The sequence below is a fragment of the Stenotrophomonas sp. AS1 genome (assembly GCF_048957655.1).
Classification (GTDB): Bacteria; Pseudomonadota; Gammaproteobacteria; order Xanthomonadales; family Xanthomonadaceae; genus Stenotrophomonas; species Stenotrophomonas bentonitica_A.
This window is the reverse complement of sequence record NZ_JARVXM010000003.1, coordinates 18490-38790: the sequence shown is the minus strand read 5'-3', so window position 1 is coordinate 38790 and position 20301 is coordinate 18490. Positions and strand designations below refer to the sequence as shown.

13 protein-coding genes are annotated in these 20301 nt (G+C 66.2%); 11 read left to right on the top strand and 2 right to left on the bottom strand.

The window, feature by feature from the left end; genetic code table 11:
* Positions 1-321 precede the first annotated feature (321 nt).
* The 10 genes from PV764_RS04410 (at position 322) to PV764_RS04365 (ending at position 14181) form a co-directional block, all read left to right on the top strand.
* Entirely contained in the window at positions 322-621 is a 300-nt protein-coding gene (locus PV764_RS04410) for a YciI family protein (RefSeq protein WP_019182875.1), read from the top strand.
* Positions 618-887 (top strand): BolA family protein, encoded by a 270-nt coding sequence (locus PV764_RS04405; protein WP_070470362.1) that lies wholly within the window; start codon positions 618-620, stop codon positions 885-887. Before PV764_RS04410 ends, PV764_RS04405 begins: the two co-directional genes overlap by 4 nt.
* A 148-nt stretch (positions 888-1035) precedes the next feature.
* Positions 1036-2073 carry a LacI family DNA-binding transcriptional regulator gene (locus PV764_RS04400; RefSeq protein ID WP_019182877.1) on the top strand — a complete coding sequence of 346 codons (1038 nt, stop codon included), beginning with the start codon at positions 1036-1038 and terminating at the stop codon, positions 2071-2073.
* 90 nt (positions 2074-2163) lie between these two features.
* Positions 2164-5223, top strand: coding sequence for a TonB-dependent receptor (locus PV764_RS04395; protein WP_019182878.1), 3060 nt, complete (start codon positions 2164-2166; stop codon positions 5221-5223).
* Between the two features lie 226 nt (positions 5224-5449).
* Positions 5450-7063, top strand: a complete 1614-nt coding sequence (locus PV764_RS04390; RefSeq protein ID WP_019182879.1) for a glucoamylase family protein — start codon at positions 5450-5452, stop codon at positions 7061-7063.
* A 33-nt stretch (positions 7064-7096) separates the two neighbouring features.
* Positions 7097-8413: a sugar ABC transporter substrate-binding protein gene (locus PV764_RS04385; RefSeq protein ID WP_421116234.1), complete on the top strand. Its 1317-nt coding sequence runs from the start codon at positions 7097-7099 to the stop codon at positions 8411-8413.
* A complete protein-coding gene (locus tag PV764_RS04380) occupies positions 8410-9291 on the top strand; it encodes a carbohydrate ABC transporter permease (RefSeq protein WP_019182881.1) in 882 nt (293 codons plus the stop codon). The genes PV764_RS04385 and PV764_RS04380 overlap by 4 nt, the downstream gene beginning before the upstream one ends.
* A complete protein-coding gene (locus PV764_RS04375) occupies positions 9288-10124 on the top strand; it encodes a carbohydrate ABC transporter permease (RefSeq protein WP_019182882.1) in 837 nt (278 codons plus the stop codon). The genes PV764_RS04380 and PV764_RS04375 overlap by 4 nt, the downstream gene beginning before the upstream one ends.
* The gene (locus PV764_RS04370; RefSeq protein WP_261996995.1) at positions 10121-13303 is read left to right on the top strand and encodes a discoidin domain-containing protein; all 3183 of its coding nucleotides are present in this window, start codon (positions 10121-10123) and stop codon (positions 13301-13303) included. The genes PV764_RS04375 and PV764_RS04370 overlap by 4 nt, the downstream gene beginning before the upstream one ends.
* Complete coding sequence (locus PV764_RS04365; RefSeq protein ID WP_019182884.1) at positions 13303-14181, top strand: endonuclease/exonuclease/phosphatase family protein; 879 nt, start codon at positions 13303-13305, stop codon at positions 14179-14181. Before PV764_RS04370 ends, PV764_RS04365 begins: the two co-directional genes overlap by 1 nt.
* A gap of 277 nt (positions 14182-14458) precedes the next feature.
* Here the strand turns inward: PV764_RS04365 and PV764_RS04360 are convergent, their stop codons facing one another.
* The gene (locus PV764_RS04360; protein ID WP_284129039.1) at positions 14459-17887 is read right to left on the bottom strand and encodes an Rne/Rng family ribonuclease; all 3429 of its coding nucleotides are present in this window, start codon (positions 17885-17887) and stop codon (positions 14459-14461) included.
* 403 nt (positions 17888-18290) lie between these two features.
* Here PV764_RS04360 and PV764_RS04355 point away from each other — a divergent pair, with 403 nt between their 5' ends.
* Positions 18291-19268 carry an RluA family pseudouridine synthase gene (locus PV764_RS04355; protein ID WP_026069733.1) on the top strand — a complete coding sequence of 326 codons (978 nt, stop codon included), beginning with the start codon at positions 18291-18293 and terminating at the stop codon, positions 19266-19268.
* 214 nt (positions 19269-19482) lie between these two features.
* Here PV764_RS04355 and zupT read toward each other — a convergent pair whose 3' ends face one another.
* Positions 19483-20292 carry a zinc transporter ZupT gene (zupT, locus tag PV764_RS04350; protein ID WP_019182887.1) on the bottom strand — a complete coding sequence of 270 codons (810 nt, stop codon included), beginning with the start codon at positions 20290-20292 and terminating at the stop codon, positions 19483-19485.
* Positions 20293-20301 lie beyond the last annotated feature (9 nt).

Sequence of the window (20301 nt, the reverse complement as noted above, 5' to 3'; positions counted from 1 at the left end):
ACCGGTCGCCGCACCATGCCAGCGTCCGGAACGGTCCCGGGCGGCAGGATGGCAAGCCATGACACGCCTGGGTCGGCGCGGTTCCACACTTCAAACAGCAAGGCGCGCCGCGATGGGCAGCGACAGAACTACGGGGAGGTCGTCTACGTGTGCTGGTGTGGGGCAGTGGATCGGTCGTCGGCTGGCGGTGGAGCCGGGGGCCGACGGGGCGCTGCGTCCAGCCACGTGCAATGGAGCTAAGACTACGGGGTTGGGGCGCCAGTGTCCAGCCAGCCCCGCTAGAATGCGCGGGATCGATTCAACAAGACCTCGGAGTTGCCCGTGTGGTATGTGATTGAAGGCTATGACGGCACCGATGTGCTGGCCGCCCGTCTGGCGTCGCGCCCGGCCCATCTGGCCCGGCTGCAGGCCCTGCAGGATGAAGGCCGGCTGCTGCTGGCCGGCCCGTGCCCGGCCATCGACAGCGAAGATCCCGGCCCGGCCGGCTTCAGCGGCAGCGTGGTGATCGCCGCGTTCGATTCGCTGACCCACGCCCAGGACTGGGCCGCCGCCGATCCCTATGTGGAGGCGGGCGTCTACGTGCGCGTCCAGGTGCGTCCGTTCCGCAAGGTCCTGCCATGAACCGGGTCGAGCGTATCCGCGAGGCGCTGCAGCAGGCGCTGGATCCGGAGCTGCTGGAGGTCAAGGACGACAGTCATCGCCATGCCGGCCACGAGGGCGCGCGTGATGGTCGGGGGCACTTCAAGGTGCACGTGGTCAGCGCAGCCTTCGAAGGAAAGCTCCCGCTGGCGCGCCATCGGGCCGTCTATGCGGCCCTGGGGACGATGATGGAGACCGATATCCACGCGTTGTCCATTCGCGCCGAGACACCGGTCAAAAACCGCTGAAACCCTTGTCCCGCCTTGTCCTGGTAGGTCCCGGATAGGGCCGCCATGGACAGCTTTTGGTTACCGCCGTACGACATGAGGCTAACGTAGTGTTTACATCCGGGTTTGAAAACGCTTACATTCCGCGCCAAGCCCAGATCTCTAAGCCGTGGAGGGCGGCGAAGTGAACAAGGCAGCGATCACTATCAAAGATGTCGCCCGTGAAGCCCGTGTCTCTGTTGCCACGGTCTCGCGCGCACTCAATGGCCATGAAAATGTTGCCGAGCCCGTGCGCAAGCTGGTGCTGGAGGTGGCGGCGCGACTGCGCTACACCCCGCACGCAGCGGCCCGGAGCCTGAGCAGCCGACGGACCAACACCATTGGCGTGGTGTTGCCCGATCTCTATGGCGAATTCTTCTCCGAACTGATGCGCGGCATCGATGGGGTGGCCCGCGAGCGTCGCCAGCATCTGCTCGTGTCCAGTTACCACGGTGACCAGGAGCAGCAGGGCGCGGCCCTGCGGGCCATGCGCGGCCGTGTCGACGGGTTGCTGGTGCTCTCGCCGTATGCCGAGAGCCCGGGCTTCCTGACCGACAACCTGCCGCAGTCGTTGCCCACGGTGCTGATCAACACGTATCTGCCCGAGCAGGATCATCCGGTGCTGAGCATCGATGACCATGCCGGCGCGATGGCCATGACCCGCCACCTGTTGGACGTCGGGCATCGGCGCATCGCCTTCATTTCCGGTCCGGACCTCAACTACGACGCCCGTGAGCGCCTGCGCGGTTTCCGCGATGCGCTGGCGGCCTTCGGCGATGCTGCCGAAGGGATCGAGTTGCCCGGTGACTTTGACGAAGCTTCCGGCCATCGCGCCGGACAGGAGTTGCTGGCAGCCGGCACGCTGCCCGACGCGGTGTTCGCCGCCAACGACATGATGGCGCTGGGGTGTCTGTATGCGTTCGCGCAGGCAGGCGTCCGTGTCCCGTTCGATGTCGCGTTGGCGGGGTTCGATGACATTCCGCTGGCACGTTTCGTTCACCCATCGTTGACAACGATGCAGGTGAGTATCGCCGACCTCGGCGATAAGGCCGCGACGCGCCTGCTGCAGTTGATGGATGGCAACAACACAGAAGGGGCCGGCGACAAGCAGACGCTTGTACCGACCCTGATCGTGCGTGATTCGAGCAGAGCCAGAACCGAGCAGTAGGTCACGACCGTTGGTCGTGACGCCCTAAAAAAACGCACCACATAAAACGACAGGGGCCGCAAAGACGGCCACCACCACCCGGAGAGTTACATGACGTATTCCAATCACCGCAACCGCGCGCCCGCACGCAGTCTGTTGTCCAGCGCGCTGGTCACCTGCCTGATGCTGGGCGCCGCCCCGAGCGTGATGGCGCAGTCGGCCACCTCGTCGCTGCGCGGCCAGGTCGCCGAGGCTGCCGCCGGCACCGAAGTCACCGCCACCAACGTGGCCAGCGGCACCGTGCGCCGCGCCACCACCCGTGCCGATGGCAGCTACTCGCTGATGGGCCTGGACCCGGGCACCTACAACGTCGTGGCCAATGGCCAGACGCAGAAGGTGACGGTCACCGTGGCCTCCACCGCGACCCTGAACTTCAGCGGCGCGCCGGCCAACGGCGGCACCGCCAACGCCACCAACCTGGACACGGTCAACGTCATTGCACCGACCCTGCTGCAGGAAGTGCGTACCTCCGAAGTGGGCAAGACCGTCAGCCTGCAGCAGATCCAGACCACCCCGCAGGTGTCGCGCAACTTCCTGGAATTCGCCGACGCGGTCCCGGGCCTGATCTTCACCCGTGATGCCAAGGGCAACACCTCGCTGCGCGGCGGTGCCACCAACTCCGACGGCACCAACGTCTACATCGACGGCGTGGGCCAGAAGAGCTACGTCAAGGGCGGCGGCGTGGCCGGCCAGTCCGGCAGCGCCGGCAACCCGTTCCCGCAGCTGGCGATCGGCGAATACAAGGTCATCAGCGGCAACTACAAGGCCGAATACGGCCAGGTGTCGAGCGCGGCCGTGACCGCGGCCACCAAGTCCGGTACCAACGAGTTCAAGGGTGAAACCTTCTACCGTTACACCAACGAAGACATGCGCGCCAAGACCCCGGCCGAGCGCCAGGCTGGCCAGAGCAAAGAGGCATCGGCCGAGAAGGAATACGGTTTTGCATTGGGTGGCCCGATCATCCAGGACAAGGCGCACTTCTTCGTGACCTACGAAGCCAAGCGCTTCGACCTGCCGGTCACCATCGCGCCGGACGGCGCGGTTGGCCGCGCTGCCGCCCTGCTTCCGCCGGAAGGCGCCGCCGGCCTCGGCCCGGCCAGCCAGCCGTTCCAGCAGGATCTGATCTTCGGCAAGATCGACTTCGAGCCGACCGACAACGATCGCATCGAGCTGACCTTCCAGGACCGCGATGAAACCCAGTCGCAGTTCAGCGGCCAGACCTCGCCGGAAGCCGGCCGTGAAGTGGTCAACACCGACCGTCGTTACGCCCTGCGCTGGAACCACAGCGGCGAGCGTTACTACAACGAACTGATGGTCACCCACGAAGATTCGTTCAACAACCCGACCCCGCTGACCCTGGCCAACGGCATCACCTACACCGCACCGGACGGCACCGAAGACCGCACCGTGGTGAAGATCGGTGGCGCATCGGCGCTGGATTCGCAGGTGAAGGGCCAGAAGGGCTGGTCGATCGAAGACAACCTCACCCTGGACGGCATCGAGTGGCAGGGTGACCACACCATCAAGATGGGCGCCAAGTACAAGCAGATCGATCTGTACGCATCCGATGCCGCGCAGATCAATCCGACCTTCACCTACAGCCTGGGTGATCCGGACTTCCCGTCTTCCATTCCGTACAAGGCGCAGTTCGTCAAGCCGGTGACCGGCGTGTCGGGCGTGTCGGGCGAAGTGCGCTCGAAGTCCAAGCAGATCGGCCTGTTCATCCAGGACGACTGGCAGGTCAACGACCATCTGCAGCTGAACCTCGGCCTGCGTTGGGACTACGAGAAGACCCCGTCCTACCTGGACTTCGTGACCCCGCAGCAGGTGGTCGACGCGATCTATTCGCAGGATCCGCGCGCGGCCGCGGGCCAGACCTACGCCGATTCGCTGGCGCTGGGCGGCCTGAACATCGGCGACTACATCAGCAACGGCCACAACCGCAAGGCGTTCAAGGATGCCTGGCAGCCGCGCCTGGGCTTCTCGTATGACGTCAACGCCGACGAGCAGCACGTGTTCCACGGTGGTGCCGGTCGTTCGTATGACCGCGATCTGTTCGACAACCTGCAACTGGAAACCACCAAGCTGGCCCTGCCGCAGCCGACCATCTACTTCCGCAACCCGGCCACCGGCACCTGCATCGACGGCCAGGCCGCCTGCTATGACTGGAACCCGAACCTGCTCAACGGCATCGGCAACCTGCAGGCCCTGGTCGGTTCGACCAGCAACGCCGGCCTGGAAGTCGATCTGCTGAACAACAACCTCAAGGTGCCGTACTCGGACCAGTTCAGCTTCGGCATGAGCAACCAGGTCGGTGAGTGGCTGACCGATGCCACCATTTCCCGCACCCTGAGCTACGACGGCTTCGCCTTCACCCTGGGCAACCGTTACCCGACCGGCCAGTTCTTCGATGACCCGCGCCTGTGCGGCGGCACCGACCCGGGCCTGAGCCAGGCCTGGAGCTGCAACGTGCCGGGCTTCGGCAGCCTGATCATCGGCCAGCAGGGCATCAAGACCCGTGCGACCCAGGTCCTGCTGTCGGCGCAGAAGCCGTTCACCCAGGAAAGCGGCTGGGGCACCTCGGTGGCCTACACCTGGACCACCGCGCGCCACAACCGTGACATCAACGAGAAGTACGCGTTCGACCGCGGCCTGATCGAAGATTATCCGACCATCCGTTCCAACGGCGCGCCGCGCCACCGCCTGGTGGTCACCGGTTCGTACGCGGGCTTCTGGGGCATCACCTTCGGTGGCAAGGTCACCCTGGCTACCCCGACCGCCGTCAACGACTGGTACCCGGTGCCGCAGGCCAGTGGCTACAACCTGCCGACCCCGCAGGCAGCCGTGCCCAATGCCAATGGCAAGTTCCTGCTGGGTGGCAAGATCTTCGGCTACCGTTCGGTCGATCTGCAGGCGACGAAGACGTTCAAGATGCCGGGCGAGACCGAGCTGTACGCTCGTATCGACATCATCAACGTGTTCAACTTCGACAACTTCTCGACCTACAACTACGTCAAGACCAACGGCAAGCTGCAGGCCAGCTACAACGAGACCGGCGACATCATCGGTACGCCGCGTCAGGTCAAGGCAGAAGTCGGCTTCCGCTTCTGATGCAACAACGGCCCCGTCTTCGGACGGGGCCGGTTTCATGGCAATGGCTGGCCTTCGGGCCAGTCCATTGTCCAGGCCGCTGCCACGGAGGGTGGCAGCGGCCTGGGCAATGACCCGCTTGTTCGGACCACGCACGCGTGGTTTTTTTAAGCGGCGTTCTGTAAACGATTTCAGGTCATTGGACGTTATGCTTCCCAGTCACGAACACCGTAGAAGGAGTTGGCCCATGCAGGCACGCCACCTGTTGACCGCTGCGGCGATCAGCGTCGCCGCCGTTGCCTGTCAGCCGCAGGCCCAGCAGGAGCCGGCCAAGCCCAAGCCGCCCGTGATCCTGGTCGAGGCGGATGTGCCGCCGCGGCCGATGAAGCCGGAACTGCCGCCGCTGTTCGACGATATCGAGCGCCGCACCTTCCAGTTCTTCTGGGATACCACCAACGAGGTCAACGGGCTCAGCCCGGACCGTTACCCGTCGCGCCCGTTCGCGAGCATCGCCTCGGTGGGCTATGCGCTGACCGCGTATCCGATCGGCATCGAGAACGGCTGGGTCAGCCGCACCCAGGCGATCGACCGCACCCTGCTGACGCTGAAGTATTTCCGCGACCTGCCGATGGGCCCGCAGCGCACCGGCAAGGCCGGTTACAAGGGCTTCTACTACCACTTCCTGGACATGCAGGAAGGCCGCCGCTACGACAGCTGGGTGGAGCTCTCCAGCGTGGATACCGCGCTGCTGATGATGGGCGTGCTGTTCGCACAGTCTTATTACGACGGTGACGACGCGCGCGAGAAAGAGATCCGCGAGATCGCCGACACGCTCTACAAGCGCGTGGACTGGCCCTGGCTGCAGCAGCGCGCACCGCTGATCTCGATGGGCTGGTTCCCGGAGAGCGGCTTCATCGATCACGACTGGATGGGCTACAACGAGGCGATGATGGTCTACATCCTCGCGCTCGGCTCGCCGACCCACCCGGTCAGCCCGGACGCCTGGACGGTCTGGACGCGCACCTACGACAACGACTGGGGCGTCTACCAGGGCCAGGAATACCTGTCCTTCGGCCCGCTGTTCGGCCACCAGTACACGCACGTGTGGGTGGACTTCCGCGACATCCAGGATGCCTACATGCGCGAGCGGGGCAGCACCTACTTCCTCAACAGCCGCTCGGCCGCCCTGGCGCAGCGCGAATACGCGATCGCCAACCCGATGAACTGGAAGGATTACGGCCAGAACGTGTGGGGCCTGACCGCCAGCGACGGCCCGCAGAACACCACCCAGGAATACCGCGGCGAGCAGCGCCAGTTCCGCCATTACTCCTCGCGCGGCGCGGGCCTGCGCGAGAATTTCGATGACGGCACCATCGCGCCGACCGCCGCGATCTCCTCGATCGTGTTCGCTCCGGAAGAGGTGATCCCGGCCGCGGTGGAGATGCACAAGCGCTACGGCGATTACATCTACTCCAGCTACGGGTTCCTGGATTCGTTCAACCCGAGCTTCAACTACGACATCCCGATCAAGACCGGTCGCCTGGTCCCGGATCGCGGCTGGGTGGCCAGCGATTACATCGGCATCGACCAAGGCCCGATCCTGACCATGATCGCCAACTACCGGAACGATTTCGTCTGGAACGTGATGAAGAAGAACGCGCATATCCGCAAGGGTCTGGAGCGCGCCGGCTTCAGCGGTGGCTGGCTGACGCCGGAAGGCGAGGACCAGCCGATGGAACTGCAGAAAGATGAAAAGGCGGCCTCGGCCCGCTCGGTCGGCATCGCCGAATCGCGCGCGGCAGCCGCCCAGGAACAGAAGAACAATTCCAATTCGAACCGCAACCAGCAGCAGGGGAAGTAAGCAGTGCCATCGTCGTCGCGCCCGAAGCTGGGGTTGAGTCTGTTGCTGCTGCTGGTCGGCAGCCTGTTGTTGAGTGCCTGCCGAAAAGAACCGGAAGGCGTGACCGTGCGTTTCTGGGCGATGGGCCGCGAGGCCGAAGTCGTCACCGGCCTGATCCGTGAGTTCGAGGCGGAAAACCCGGGTATCCATGTGGATGTGCAGAACATCCCGTGGACGGCCGCGCATGAAAAGCTGTTGACCGCGTTCGCGGCCGACGGCCTGCCGGATGTGTGCCAGTTGGGCAATACCTGGATTCCCGAATTCGCCGAGCTCAATACCCTGACCCCGCTGCAGCCCTACGTTGCGCAGTCCAAGGTCGTGGACCCGGCCGATTACTTCCAGGGCATCTGGGATACCAACGTCATCCATGACGAACTGGTCGGCGTGCCGTGGTACGTCGATACCCGCCTGCTGTATTACCGCAAGGACATGCTCGCCAAGGCCGGTTATGACCATCCGCCGCGCACCTGGGAGGAGTGGAACGCGATGATGGCGGCGATCAAGAAGATGCAGGGCGCGAACCGCTATGCCGTGTTGATGCCGATCAACGAGTTCGAGCAGCAGCTGTCCTTCGCCCTGCAGCAGCCGGACCCGCTGCTGCGCGATGATGATACCCGCGGCAACTTCAGCAGCCCCGGCTTCCGCAGGACGCTGGGCTTCTACGAGAACATGTTCGCGCAGGGCTGGGCCCCGCGCATGTCCGAGACGCAGATCTCCAACGTCTGGGATGAATTCTTCCGTGGCTTCAACGTGTTCTACGTGTCCGGCCCCTGGAACATCCGCGAGTTCAAGAAGCTGCAGCCCAAGGCGCTGGAAGGGCAGTGGGGCACCGCTGCGCTGCCGGGCCCGGACGGCGCCGGCGCCGGCATCGCCGGTGGAACCAGCCTGGTGATCTTCCGCTCCTCGCAGCAGAAGGAAGCGTCGTGGAAGCTGATCGAGTTCCTGTCGCGCCCGGCGATCCAGGAACGCTTCCATTCGATCATCGGTGACCTGCCGCCCCGGCGCAGCACCTGGGATTACCCCTCGCTGGCCAACGACCCGTTGGCGCAGCCCTTCCGCGACCAGCTCGAGCGGGTCAAGCCCACGCCGAAGGTGCTGGAGTGGGAGCGCATCGTGCAGGAAATGCGGATCATCACCGAACAGGTGGTGCGTGGTGGCATGGATCAGGACGTGGCAGTGAAAGAACTGGACAAACGCGTGGACAAGGTCCTCGCCAAACGCCGTTGGATGCATGAGCAGCACCGGCGCGACGCCTCCGGGGTGAGCGACAAGCAGCACTCCAGCGCGGTCGCCACGGAGGCGGCGCCATGAAGCAGCGTTCGCTTGCCGGCTGGATGTTCGCCGGCCCGGCCATCCTGGTCATCGCGGTGTTCTTCGGCCTGCCGGTGTTCTCGGCACTGGCCCTGAGCATCACCGATTTCGATCTGTACGCGCTGGCCGACGGCGAGAACCTGCGCTTCGTCGGCCTGGGCAACTACATCGACCTGCTGCAGACCCCGATGTTCTGGAAGTCGCTGTGGAACACCACCTACTTCGTGATCGTCGGTGTGCCGATGTCGATCGCGGTGTCGCTGGGCGCGGCGATCCTGCTCAACGCCCCGGCCGCGCGCTTCAAGGCGCTGTTCCGCACCGCACTGTTCGCCCCGGTGGTGACCACCCTGGTGGCGGTGGCGGTGATCTGGCGCTACCTGTTCCACACCAGCTACGGCCTGGTGAACTACGGCCTGGGCCACCTGGGCATCAGCCCGATCGACTGGCTGGGCGACCCGAACTGGGCGATGCCGACCATCATGCTGTTCGCGGTGTGGAAGAACTTCGGCTACAACATGGTGATCTTCCTGGCCGGCCTGCAGGCGATCCCGCATGACCTGTACGAGGCGGCCCGGATCGACGGCGCCTCGCGCTGGAAGCAGTTCCTGCACATCACCCTGCCGATGCTCGGCCCGGTGCTGCTGGTGGTCGGCGTGATCACCGTGTCCGGCTATTTCCAGCTGTTCGCCGAGCCCTACGTGATGACCCGTGGCGACCCACTGCAGAGCACCGTCAGCGTGCTGTACTTCATGTTTGAAGAAGGCTTCAAGTGGTGGAACCTGGGCCGCGCCTCCGCGGTGGCGTTCCTGCTGTTCCTGATCATCCTGGGCGTGACCAGCATCATGCTGCGTTTCGGCCGCAAGAGGCAGTTGGTATGAGTCGTGAAATCGGTCAATCGCGCTGGCACGCCTGGTGGGTCAATGGTGGCCTGCTGGTGCTGGCCGCGCTGAGCCTGGCGCCGCTGTTGTGGATGCTGTCGGTGTCGTTCATGCCGACCGGCGAGGCGGCGCATTTCCCGCCGCCGCTGCTGCCCTCGTCGCTGACGACCGCGAACTACCATGAGTTGTTCGCCCGTACCGGCATGGCCAACAACTTCGTCAACAGCCTGATGGTGTCGCTGGCGATCACCTTCGGCTCGCTGCTGCTCAACACCATGGCCGGCTATGCCTTCGCCAAGCTGCGCTTCGCCGGCCGCGAGCGCATCTTCCAGCTGCTGCTGGCCGCGCTGGTGATCCCGGCGCAGGTGGCGATGCTGCCGCTGTTCCTGCTGATGAAGCAGCTGGGCCTGGTCAACAACTTCGGTGGCGTGATCGTGCCGGCGCTGGCGACCGTGTTCGGCATCTTCCTGGTCCGCCAGTACGCCCGTTCGATCCCGGACGAGCTGCTCGAAGCGGCCCGGATCGACGGGGCAGGGGAGCTGCGGATCTTCTTCCAGATCGTGCTGCCGATGCTCAAGCCGGTGCTGGTGACGCTGTCGATCTTCACCTTCATGGCCGCGTGGAACGATTTCATGTGGCCCTTGATCGTGTTGACCGACCAGGAGCACTACACTCTCCCGGTGGCCCTGGCCACGCTCTCGCGCGAGCACATCATGGACGTTGAGATGATGATGGCCGGCGCGGTGGTCACGGTGGTTCCGGTGCTGCTGCTGTTCCTGGCATTGCAGCGTTATTACATCCAAGGTCTGTTGCTGGGGAGTGTCAAAGGGTGAAGCATGCCGTCGTCGCGGTGGGTCTGGGTCTGGTCTGGTCACTGGCGGCCTCGGCCGCACCGCCGGCGACGCCGGTGCTGCCCGCACCCAAGGTGCTGGACAGCTTCGACGACATGACGCCCTGGAAGCTGGTCGTCTCCGACCAGGTCAGCGGCTCGCTGCGCAGCGTCGCCGGCAACGGCGGCGGGCGCGCGCTCTGCCTGGACTACGACTTCCACAACGTGTCCGGCTACGTCGGCATCCGCCGCGAGCTGGGCATCCAGTACCCGGAGAACTACCAGTTCGGCTTCCAGCTGCGCGGTGACTCCCCGGCCAACGATCTGCAGTTCAAGCTGATCGACGCCAGCGGCGACAACGTCTGGTGGGTCAACCGGCCCGGCTATGCCTTCCCCAAGGCCTGGGCACCGGTGCAGTACCGCAAGCGCCAGATCGACAAGGCCTGGGGGCCGGAAACGGACCCGACGCTCAAGCGCAGCGCCGCGATCGAGTTCACCATCTACAGCAAGGTCGGCGGCAAGGGCACGGTCTGTTTCGACCGGCTCACGCTGCAGGGACTGCCGGCGGCCGATACCTCTTCGCTGAGCCCATCGGTGATCGCCGATACCGCCACCGCGCTGCAGAACCGCATCGTCGATGGCAAACCGGACACGGTCTGGATCAGCGGCGGCGTGGCCGAGCAGACCATCACCCTGGACCTGCACAAGGTGCGTGAGTTCGGCGGGGCGGTGATCGAGTGGCTGCCCGGGCTGGAGGCCACGCGATATGAAGTGCGCTCCTCGGCCGACGGGCGCAGCTGGGACACGCGCCGCGAGGTGACCGCCGGCGGCGGTGGCCGCGACTGGCTGGCGCTGCCGGATACCGAGGCGCGCTATCTGCGCTTCGACCTCAAGGGCGGCCCGAGCTGGCGCTACGGCATCCGTGACATCACGCTCAAGCCGCTCGAGTTCGCCGACACCCCGAATGATTTCGTCCGCTCGGTGGGCGCCGACCTGCCGCGCGGTTCGGTGCCGCGTGGCTTCACCGGTGAACAACCGTACTGGACGCTGCTGGGCCTGGATGGCGGTCGCGAACAGGCCCTGATCGGCGAAGACGGTGCGCTGGAAGTGGCCAAGTCCAGCTTCAGCGTGGAGCCGTTCGTGCTGGTGGACAACAAGCTGCTGAGCTGGGCCGACGTCAAGACGAGCCAGTCGCTGCAGGATGATTACCTGCCGATCGCCAATGTCGGCTGGACCCACGACAAGGCCGGCCTGCAGGTCACCGGCTTCGTGCAGGGCACGCCGGACAATGCGCAGCTGGTCGGGCGTTACACCCTGCGCAACCCGGACAAGGTCGCCCACGAGTACACCCTGGCCCTGGCGGTGCGCCCGTGGCAGGTCAACCCGCCGACCCAGTTCCTCAACACCGTTGGCGGTGTGAGCCGGATCGACAACCTGTCGGTCGACCCGACCCATGTGGACGTCAACGGCAAGCCGCGCCTGTATCCGGCGCAGGCGCCGGATGCGGCCTTCGCCACCGCCTTCGACAGCAAGCTGGACGTGGTCCACCTGGCCAGCGGCAAGCTGCCGGGCACCACCGAAGTGAAGGACGGCACCGGCCTGGCCTCCGGCGCGCTGCTGTACCGCTGGAAACTGGAGCCCGGCCAGAGCCGGGAGGTCGCCATCGTGCTGCCGCAGACCGGCAACTGGACGATGCCCAAGGCCTTTGATGCCGCCAAGGCGCAACAGCAGGTCGCCTCGATGTGGCGGACCAAGCTGGACCAGGTGACGCTGCAGGTGCCGGCCGCCGGCAAGCCGCTGGCCGATACCCTGCGCACCGCGCTGGCGCACATGCTGATCTCGCGGATCGGGCCGAGCATCCAGCCGGGCACGCGCTCGTACTCGCGCAGCTGGATCCGCGACGGCGCGATGATTTCCGAGGGCCTGCTGCGCATGGGCCGTAGTGATGCGGTGCGCCAGTACGTGAACTGGTACGCGCCGTACCAGTTCGACAACGGCAAGGTGCCGTGCTGCGTGGACTCGCGCGGCAGCGATCCGGTGCCGGAGAACGACAGCCACGGCGAGCTGATCTTCAACATCGCCGAATACTGGCGCTACACCGGCGACACCACCTTCCTGGAAGTGATGTGGCCGCACGTGCAGGGCGCCTACCAGTACATGGAGCAGCTGCGCCTGAGCGAGCGCACCGAGGAAAACCGCGCCCGCAACCCAGCCTTCTACGGAATGATGCCGGTCTCGATCAGCCACGAGGGCTATTCGGCCAAGCCGATGCATTCCTACTGGGACAACTTCTGGGCGCTGCGTGGCTACAAGGATGCCGCGATCATCGCCAGCACCCTGGGCAAGGCCGAGGCAATGCAGATCAGCGAGTCGCGCGATCAGTTCCGTGACGACCTGCAGGCCTCGTTGCTGGCAGCGACCGCGCAGCACAGCATCGACTACCTGCCCGGTTCGGCCGAGCTGGGCGATTTCGACGCGACCTCGACCACCATCGCACTGGCCCCTGCCGGTGAGCAGGGGCGCCTGCCGCAGCCGTACTTGAACAACACCTTCGAGCGCTACTGGAGCGAGTTCGAAGCGCGTCGTGATGGCAAGCGCGAGTGGAAGGACTACACCCCGTACGAGTGGCGCAACGTGGCTGCGTTCGTGCGCCTGGGCTGGCGCGACCGCGCCTGGCAGGCGACCGAGTTTTTCTTCAAAGACCGCGCGCCGCAGCCCTGGAACCAGTGGGCCGAAGTGGTCTCGCGCACGCCGCGCAAGCCGTTCTTCCTGGGCGACCTGCCACACGCCTGGGTGGCCTCGGACTTCGTGCGCTCCGCGCTGGACATGTTCGCCTACAGCCGCGACATCGACGACAGCCTGGTGCTGGCCGCCGGGGTGCCGTCGCGTTGGCTGGAAGGCAAGGGGGTCGGCGTGCAGGGCCTGCGTACGCCGAACGGTCAGCTCAACTACGCACTGGTCCGCAATGACAAACAGCTCACCCTGACCGTGTCGGCCGGCCTGATTCCGCCCGCCGGTGGCGTGGTGTTGCCATGGCCGTACAGCGGCGAGCCGGGCGCCACCACCATCAACGGTGAACCAGCGCAATGGGTGGGCGGCGAGCTGCGGGTGATGCAGGTGCCGGCCAAAGTCGAGATCGAAATTCCGGCATCGGTACGCCGGGCGGAACGCAAGGCACCGTAATGCGGCAGATGACGAAGTTGAGGCGCGGCCTGCTGGCCGCCGTGCTGGCGTTCGCGCCGGTGGTCGCGATGGCGCAGGCCAACGGGACAGGGGCCACGCAGGAGATGACCATGGTCACCTTCAACCTGCACCACGACCGCGAAAACTGGCCGGCCCGCCGCCAGGTGATCCTGCGTGAGCTGCAGACCCTGCAGCCCGATGCGATCGCGTTGCAGGAGGTGATCCAGAAGCCCCATGTGCGCAACCAGGCCGCGTGGCTGGCGCGCAAGCTGGGCTATGAGTACCAGTTCGTTTCCACCGATCCGCCGGGGCGGTTCAAGCGCTATGGCAATGCACTGCTGACCCGGCGCCCGGTGCTGACGCGCAACGACCACCTCTTGGCACCGATCAACGACTACCGCACCGTGGCGCATCTGCGCATCGATGTGGACGGTCGGCCGGTCAACGTCTATGCCACGCACTTGAACGAGCGCTCGGACGAGGTGGGCAGCCGCATCCGCGGCGAGCAGGTGGCCGATCTGCTGACGTTCATCGCGCAGACCGCAGGTGATGCGCCGGTGGTCGTGGCCGGGGACTTCAACGCGCTGGTGGATGCAGGTGACCTGAGCGAGCTGCGCAATCACTACGGCGACAGCTACGGCAGCGTGCACGTCAACAACGAGCTGGCCCAGGTCAGCACGCTCAACCGGCATTACTACGATGCGCCATCGCGCATCGACCATATCTTCTTCCAGCAGGATCGCCTGCTTGCCCGCGAAGCGAAGCTCCTGTTCGATCAGCCGTACGCTGATGGCCGCTGGGCCTCGGATCACTACGGCGTGTGGACCCGGCTGCAGTTCGCGCCGGGTACCGGCAACGCCGGCGCGACGACGCCCTGAGGCGCGCGCCGCGTCGTCGGTGATGGTGTAGCGCGCTACCGGCTGCCTCCACGGATGACGTGGATCTGCCCTTGATGCGACCGATCCGGGATCCACGCATGGCGTGGATCTACCCTTGCTGCATCCCACGGCCTGTGTAGATCCACGCCGTGCGTGGATACGCTCAACGCCGCCATCATGACTGCCTGACCGGCGCCGCTGGCTCCGCCATCCAACCGCCCAAACGCAGACAGCGGCCCGAAGGCCGCTGTCTGTTTGTTGCGTCACTCACCCAGGATCAGAGCGTGTCTTTCTTTTCCTGGTCAGCCTTGTCGCCTTCATCGGCCTGCGGGGCATCGGTGGGGATGTCCTCGCGGGCCTCGGCCTGGGCGGCCTGTTCGGCGGCATTGGTGGTGGCCGGGGCTTCGCTGGCGGTCGCACCGAACAGCTGACCGTTATGCACGACCGGGCCGGCCGGGGCCGATTCGGTGCGGGCCTGCGGGGCTGCCGGCTGTGCCGGGGCCTGGGTCGCATCGACGGCATCCAGCATGCTGGTCTGCACCGGCGCGGCGGTCGGCTCCTTCACTTCTTCCGGGGCGGTCTCGACGACCGGGGCCGACGGAGCAGCGACCGGAGCCGGAGCTGCCGGAGCAGCCACCGGAGCCGGAGCCGCCGGAGCAACCACCGGGGCCGGAGCCACCGGAGCAGCGACCGGGGCCGGAGCTGCCGGAGCAGCCACCGGAGCCGGAGCCACCGGAGCAGCCACCGGAGCCGGAGCCGCCGGAGCAGCCACCGGTTCAACCACACGCGGTGCTTCCACCGGTGCAGCCGGCTGCGCAGCGGCCGGGGTCGGCTTCGGGCTTTCCACGAACGGCACCGGGTCGTTGTAGGAGGCCGGGGCCTTCTCGGCGACCGGTTCGGCTGCCGGGGCAGCGGCCTTTTCAACGACCGGGGTCGGTGCCTTTTCGGCGACCGGTGCTGCCACCGGCGCCGGAGTCGGCTCGGTGTGGCCCGCCGTCACGACCGGGCTGCTGACCACCGCCACCGGAGCGGCAGCGGCGACAGCGGCTGCCGGAGCCGGGCGCGGGGCCTGGACCGGGGCAGGGGTGGCGGCCGGCGCGTTGCCGGATTCGTCGTCGAACTCGAACTCCGGCTGCGGCTGACCATGGTTGGCGACCTGGCGCTCGGCCGGGGCGGCGGTGTCGCCGTCCTGATCGCCATCCTGATCGTCGCCCTCGTCATCCAGACCGTTCTCGTCACCATTGAGGCCATCGCTGCCGGCGGCCTGCTCACCGTTGCCACGACGACGACGACGGCCACCGCGACGACCACGACGACGACGCGAAGCGCCTTCGCCGGTACCGTCTTCGGCGTTGGCCGGGGCGTCACCCTGTTCGGTGGCCTCGCTCACTGCAGCCTGCGCATCCTCGGCCACAACGGCCTTGGTCGCGTCCTGCGCGTGGGCAGCCGATGCAGCAGTATCGGTGGCGACCACGGCAGCGGCGGCGATCACCGCGGCATCGGCGGCGACCGGGGCAGCGGTGGTCGGCTTGGGTGCATCGGCCTGCGGCTGGCGCGCGGGCTTTTCGCTCACGGCCGGCTTGTCGCCGTCATTCTGCTGGGGCTTGGCCTGGCCGTTCTGGCCCTGCTTCTGCTTCAGCTTCGGCTGCTGCTGGTCATTGCGCGCTTCATTGCGCGGCTTGGCCGGCTGCTGCTCGTTGCGCGGCTTGCCCTGGCTGGGCGCCTGCACCTGTGCTGCGTTGCCATTGGCCGGTGCGGCGGTGTCCTGGCGGCGCTCGTCACGACGCTCGCCCTTCGGGCCGCGCTCGCCACGCTCACCACGGTCCTTGCCACGGCCCTGCGCCTGCGCATTGCCGTTACCGCCGCGCTCGCCACGCTCATCGCGGCGGCCGTTGCGGTCCTTGCCGTTGCGGTCCTTGTTGCGACCGTTGCGGTTGCCGTCCTGGCCCGGGCGGCTGCTCGGCTGCGGTGCGGCGGCCGGGGCCGGTTCGCCACCGAAGATGCGCTTGAGCCAACCCACCACGCCGGTGGCGGCCGGGGCGGCAACAGGGGCGGCGACCGGGGCCGGTGCGGCCACCGGTTCCGGGGCTTCACGCACCGGGGCCGGCTGGCTGTGCTTGACCTGGGTCACCACCGGGGCGACCGGGATGTTCAGCTGGGCCTTGGTCAGTGCATGCACGGGCAGCTTGCGCGGGGTGCCGCGCTGGTAGCTCGGCTTGCCGCTCTCTTCGCCCAGCTCGTTCTCGCGCAGGCGGGTCACTTCGTAATGCGGGGTGTGCAGCTGCTCATCGGCCACGATCACGATCGGCGCGTCATGGCGCTGTTCGATCTCACGCAGCGCGCTGCGCTTTTCGTTGAGCAGGTAGTTGGCGATCTCGACCGGGGCCTGGACCAGCACCTGCCCGGTGTTCTCCTTCATCGCATGCTCTTCAGCCACGCGGATGATGGACAGCGACAGCGACTCGACGCTGCGCATGCGGCCATGGCCATCGCAACGCGGGCAGACGATCTGGCTGGATTCGCCCAGGCTCGGGCGCAGGCGCTGGCGGCTCATTTCCATCAGGCCGAAGCGCGAAATGCGGCCCAGCTGCACGCGCGCACGGTCGTACTTGAGCGCGTTCTGCAGGCGGTTCTCGACTTCGCGCTGGTGCTTGTTGGAGGCCATGTCGATGAAATCGATGACCACCAGGCCGCCCAGGTCGCGCAGGCGCAGCTGGCGGGCCACTTCTTCAGCCGCTTCCAGGTTGGTCTGGAAGGCGGTGTCCTCGATGTCGCTGCCCTTGGTGGCGCGCGAGGAGTTCACGTCGATGGCGGTCAGCGCTTCGGTCTGGTCGACCACGATCGAGCCGCCGGACGGCAGGCGGACGTTGCGTTCATACGCGCCTTCGATCTGCGATTCGATCTGGAAGCGGTTGAACAGCGGGATGTCGTCCTTGTAATGCTTGAGCTTGCGCAGGGTCTGCGGCATCACCTGCTGCATGAACTCCTGGGCGGTCTCGTACAGCTCCTCGGTGTCCACCAGGATCTCGCCGACATCGGCGCGCAGGTAGTCACGCAGGGCGCGCACGATCAGGCGCGATTCCTGGTAGATCAGGAACGAGGCCGGCTTGGTCAGCGCCGCTTCGGCGATCGACTTCCACACCTGCAGCAGGTAATCCAGATCCCACTGCAGCTCTTCGGCATCGCGGCCGACGCCGGCGGTGCGGATGATCACGCCCATGTCGTCGGGGATGTTCAGCTTGTCCAGCGCGTCTTTCAGCGCGGCACGGTCTTCGCCCTCGATGCGACGCGAGACGCCACCGGCGCTCGGCGAGTTCGGCATCAGGACCATGTAGCGGCCAGCCAGCGAGATGAACGTGGTCAGGGCAGCGCCCTTGTTGCCGCGCTCTTCCTTGTCCACTTGGACCACGACTTCCTGGCCTTCACGCAGCAGCTCGCGGATGCCGGCCTTGTTGTGGTCGACGCCAGCCTGGAAGTAATCGCGGGAGATTTCCTTCAGCGGCAGGAAGCCATGGCGCTCACCGCCGTACTCGACGAAGGCCGCTTCCAGTGAAGGCTCAAGGCGCGTGATGCGGCCTTTGTAGATGTTCGACTTCTTCTGTTCCTTGGACGGCTGTTCGATGTCGATGTCGTACAGCGTCTGGCCATCCACGATGGCTACCCGCAGCTCTTCAGCCTGCGTGGCATTGATCAGCATTCGCTTCATTCTTGCGTTCCTCGCGCGCTGCTACCGCGCGGAACGCCATGGGGTTTCGCTTCTGGTCACGCTTCACCGCCCATCGCGCATGCGCGGGGAGGGCGGTTTGGGTTTCCAGCGCTACGACACCACGGCAGGCCGCGGGAGCGCTTCATTTGTTTTGGTTTGGGTGTAACTGGGCCGGAGGCAGCTTTCAGCCAGGCTGGAGCGCCACAGGGACATGTTCAGCGCGAATGTGTGTCAGACATCCGGCGATGGCCGGGACCGCCGGTGAGCCGCTAACATGGCCGCCCCGGGGGCGGTGGCTGCGCACTGTGCCGGAATCGCGGGAAGTCGGGCTTCTGGCCCAGAGCAACTTCCAACGAAATCAATCCCTTATCTCGCCCGCCGAGTGTAACAGAATAAAAGGCCAATGACCGTTACCGAGCCCACCCCCAAAGCCGCTGAAGCCATGACCAGCGTACGTATCATCACTGTTCCGGCCGACCGTGCCGGGCAACGCCTGGACAACTTCCTGCTCGGCCAGCTCAAGGGTGCACCGCGCAGCCTGATCTACAAGCTCGTGCGAAGTGGCCAGGTCCGCGTCAATGGCGGCCGCGCCAAGGCCGAGCGCAAGCTGGAGGGCGGCGACGAAGTCCGGGTGCCGCCCGTCCGTCTCAACGAAGAGGGCGACAAGGCTGGCCCGCCGGCCGCGTTCATGAAGCGGCTGGAAGATGCCATCGTGTTCGAAGACGATCGGCTGCTGGCGCTGAACAAGCCGTCGGGCGTGGCCAGTCACGGCGGCAGCGGCATCAGTTTCGGCGCCATCGAAACCCTGCGCGCACTGCGGCCGGGCAAGACCCTGGAGCTGGTCCATCGCCTGGACCGGGATACCTCCGGCCTGCTGATCGTGGCCAAGAAGCGCTCGGCCCTGAGCGAGCTGCAGGCGCTGCTGCGTGAAGACCACGGCGCCGGCATCCGCAAGCGCTACCTGACGCTGCTGGCCGGCCGCATGCCCGATGGCACCATGACCGTGGACGCCCCGCTGCACGTGGGCCTGCGCCAGGGTGGCGAGCGCCACGTGCAGGTCAATCCGATCGGCAAGGAGTCGATCAGCCACTTCAAGGTGCTGGAGCGCAAGGGCGGCCATTCGTACTGCGAAGTGCGGATCGAAACCGGCCGGACCCACCAGATCCGCGTGCATGCCCAGCATCTGGGTCATCCGGTGGCCGGTGACGACAAATACGGCGATCCGGACGTCAACAAGCGGCTTCGTGAGCAGATCGGCCTGAAACGGCTGTTCCTGCACGCGGCCTCGCTGGAGTTCGCGCTGGATGCGGGCAAAACCCCTTATCTGATCAATGCGCCGCTGGCCGAGGAGCTGGTCGAGGTCTTGAACCGGCTCAAATAAGGCCGACCGACAAGGGTAGTGCCGGCCGCTGGCCGGCTCTGCACAATCCCGACCGATAAAGGTAGTGCCGGCCGCTGGCCGGCTCTTCACGGTGTCGATCGACATCCGACGTCGGGAAGCGCCGGCCAGCGGCCGGCACTACCGGGCGGTGGGACCCTGCGCCGACGTTACCCGGTTGAAAGGGCCCGGAGTTGCCGGGATGGAGCCCTCGGCATCACCACTTGAACAGCACCAGGCTGATCGCCAGGCTGCCCATGCCGGCCACCAGGCCGTACACGGTTTCGTGGCCCTTGGCGTAGCGCTTGGCCGCCGGGAGCAGTTCGTCCAGGGCCAGGAACACCATCACGCCGGAGATGATCCCGAACACCCAGCCGAAGGTGGCATGGTTGAGCACCCCGGACAGGGCGACATAGCCGATCGCCGCACCGATCGGCTCGGCCAGCCCGGACAGCAGGCTGGCGCCGAACGCATAGAACTTGTTCTGGGTGGCGAAATACACCGGCACCGCGATCGCGATGCCCTCGGGGATGTTGTGGATGGCGATGGCGAAGGCCAGCGGCATGCCGACCGAGGGGCTCTCCAGGGTGGCGAAGAACGTCGCCAGCCCCTCGGGGAAGTTGTGTGCGGTGATCGCCACGGCGGTCAGCAGGCCGACCCGCTTGATGTAGGCCTTGTTGTTGTCGCGGAACAGCGGGTCCTGCTTGTCCAGGCTCTCGTGCGGGTTCGGGATCAGGTGGTCGATCACCACGATCAGCAGCACGCCGACCAGGAAGGCCGCGGTGCCGTAGGCGAAGCCCAGTCGGGCGTCATAGGCCTGGGTGAATGAATCGATGGCCTTGTTGAGGATCTCCGTCAGCGAGACGAAGACCATCGCGCCACCGGCAAACGCCAACCCGAACGCCAGCAGGCGCGGGTTGGGGCGGCGCGAGAACAGCACCATCAGGCTGCCCAGCGCGGTGGCCAGGCCGGCGGCCAGGGTGACCGCCAGGGCGATCCATACGTTTTCACTGGAAATATCAGGCATCCGCCAACG

Bases quoted from the DNA above. Each gene is read 5' to 3' on its own strand.
- PV764_RS04405 (WP_070470362.1), top strand. From the start codon at position 618: ATGAACCGGGTCGAGCGTATCCGCGAGGCGCTGCAGCAGGCGCTGGAT.
- PV764_RS04395 (WP_019182878.1), top strand. From the start codon at position 2,164: ATGACGTATTCCAATCACCGCAACCGCGCGCCCGCACGCAGTCTGTTG.
- PV764_RS04390 (WP_019182879.1), top strand. From the start codon at position 5,450: ATGCAGGCACGCCACCTGTTGACCGCTGCGGCGATCAGCGTCGCCGCC.
- PV764_RS04380 (WP_019182881.1), top strand. From the start codon at position 8,410: ATGAAGCAGCGTTCGCTTGCCGGCTGGATGTTCGCCGGCCCGGCCATC.
- PV764_RS04375 (WP_019182882.1), top strand. From the start codon at position 9,288: ATGAGTCGTGAAATCGGTCAATCGCGCTGGCACGCCTGGTGGGTCAAT.
- PV764_RS04365 (WP_019182884.1), top strand. From the start codon at position 13,303: ATGCGGCAGATGACGAAGTTGAGGCGCGGCCTGCTGGCCGCCGTGCTG.
- PV764_RS04360 (WP_284129039.1), bottom strand. From the start codon at position 17,887: ATGAAGCGAATGCTGATCAATGCCACGCAGGCTGAAGAGCTGCGGGTA.
- PV764_RS04355 (WP_026069733.1), top strand. From the start codon at position 18,291: ATGACCGTTACCGAGCCCACCCCCAAAGCCGCTGAAGCCATGACCAGC.
- zupT (WP_019182887.1), bottom strand. From the start codon at position 20,292: ATGCCTGATATTTCCAGTGAAAACGTATGGATCGCCCTGGCGGTCACC.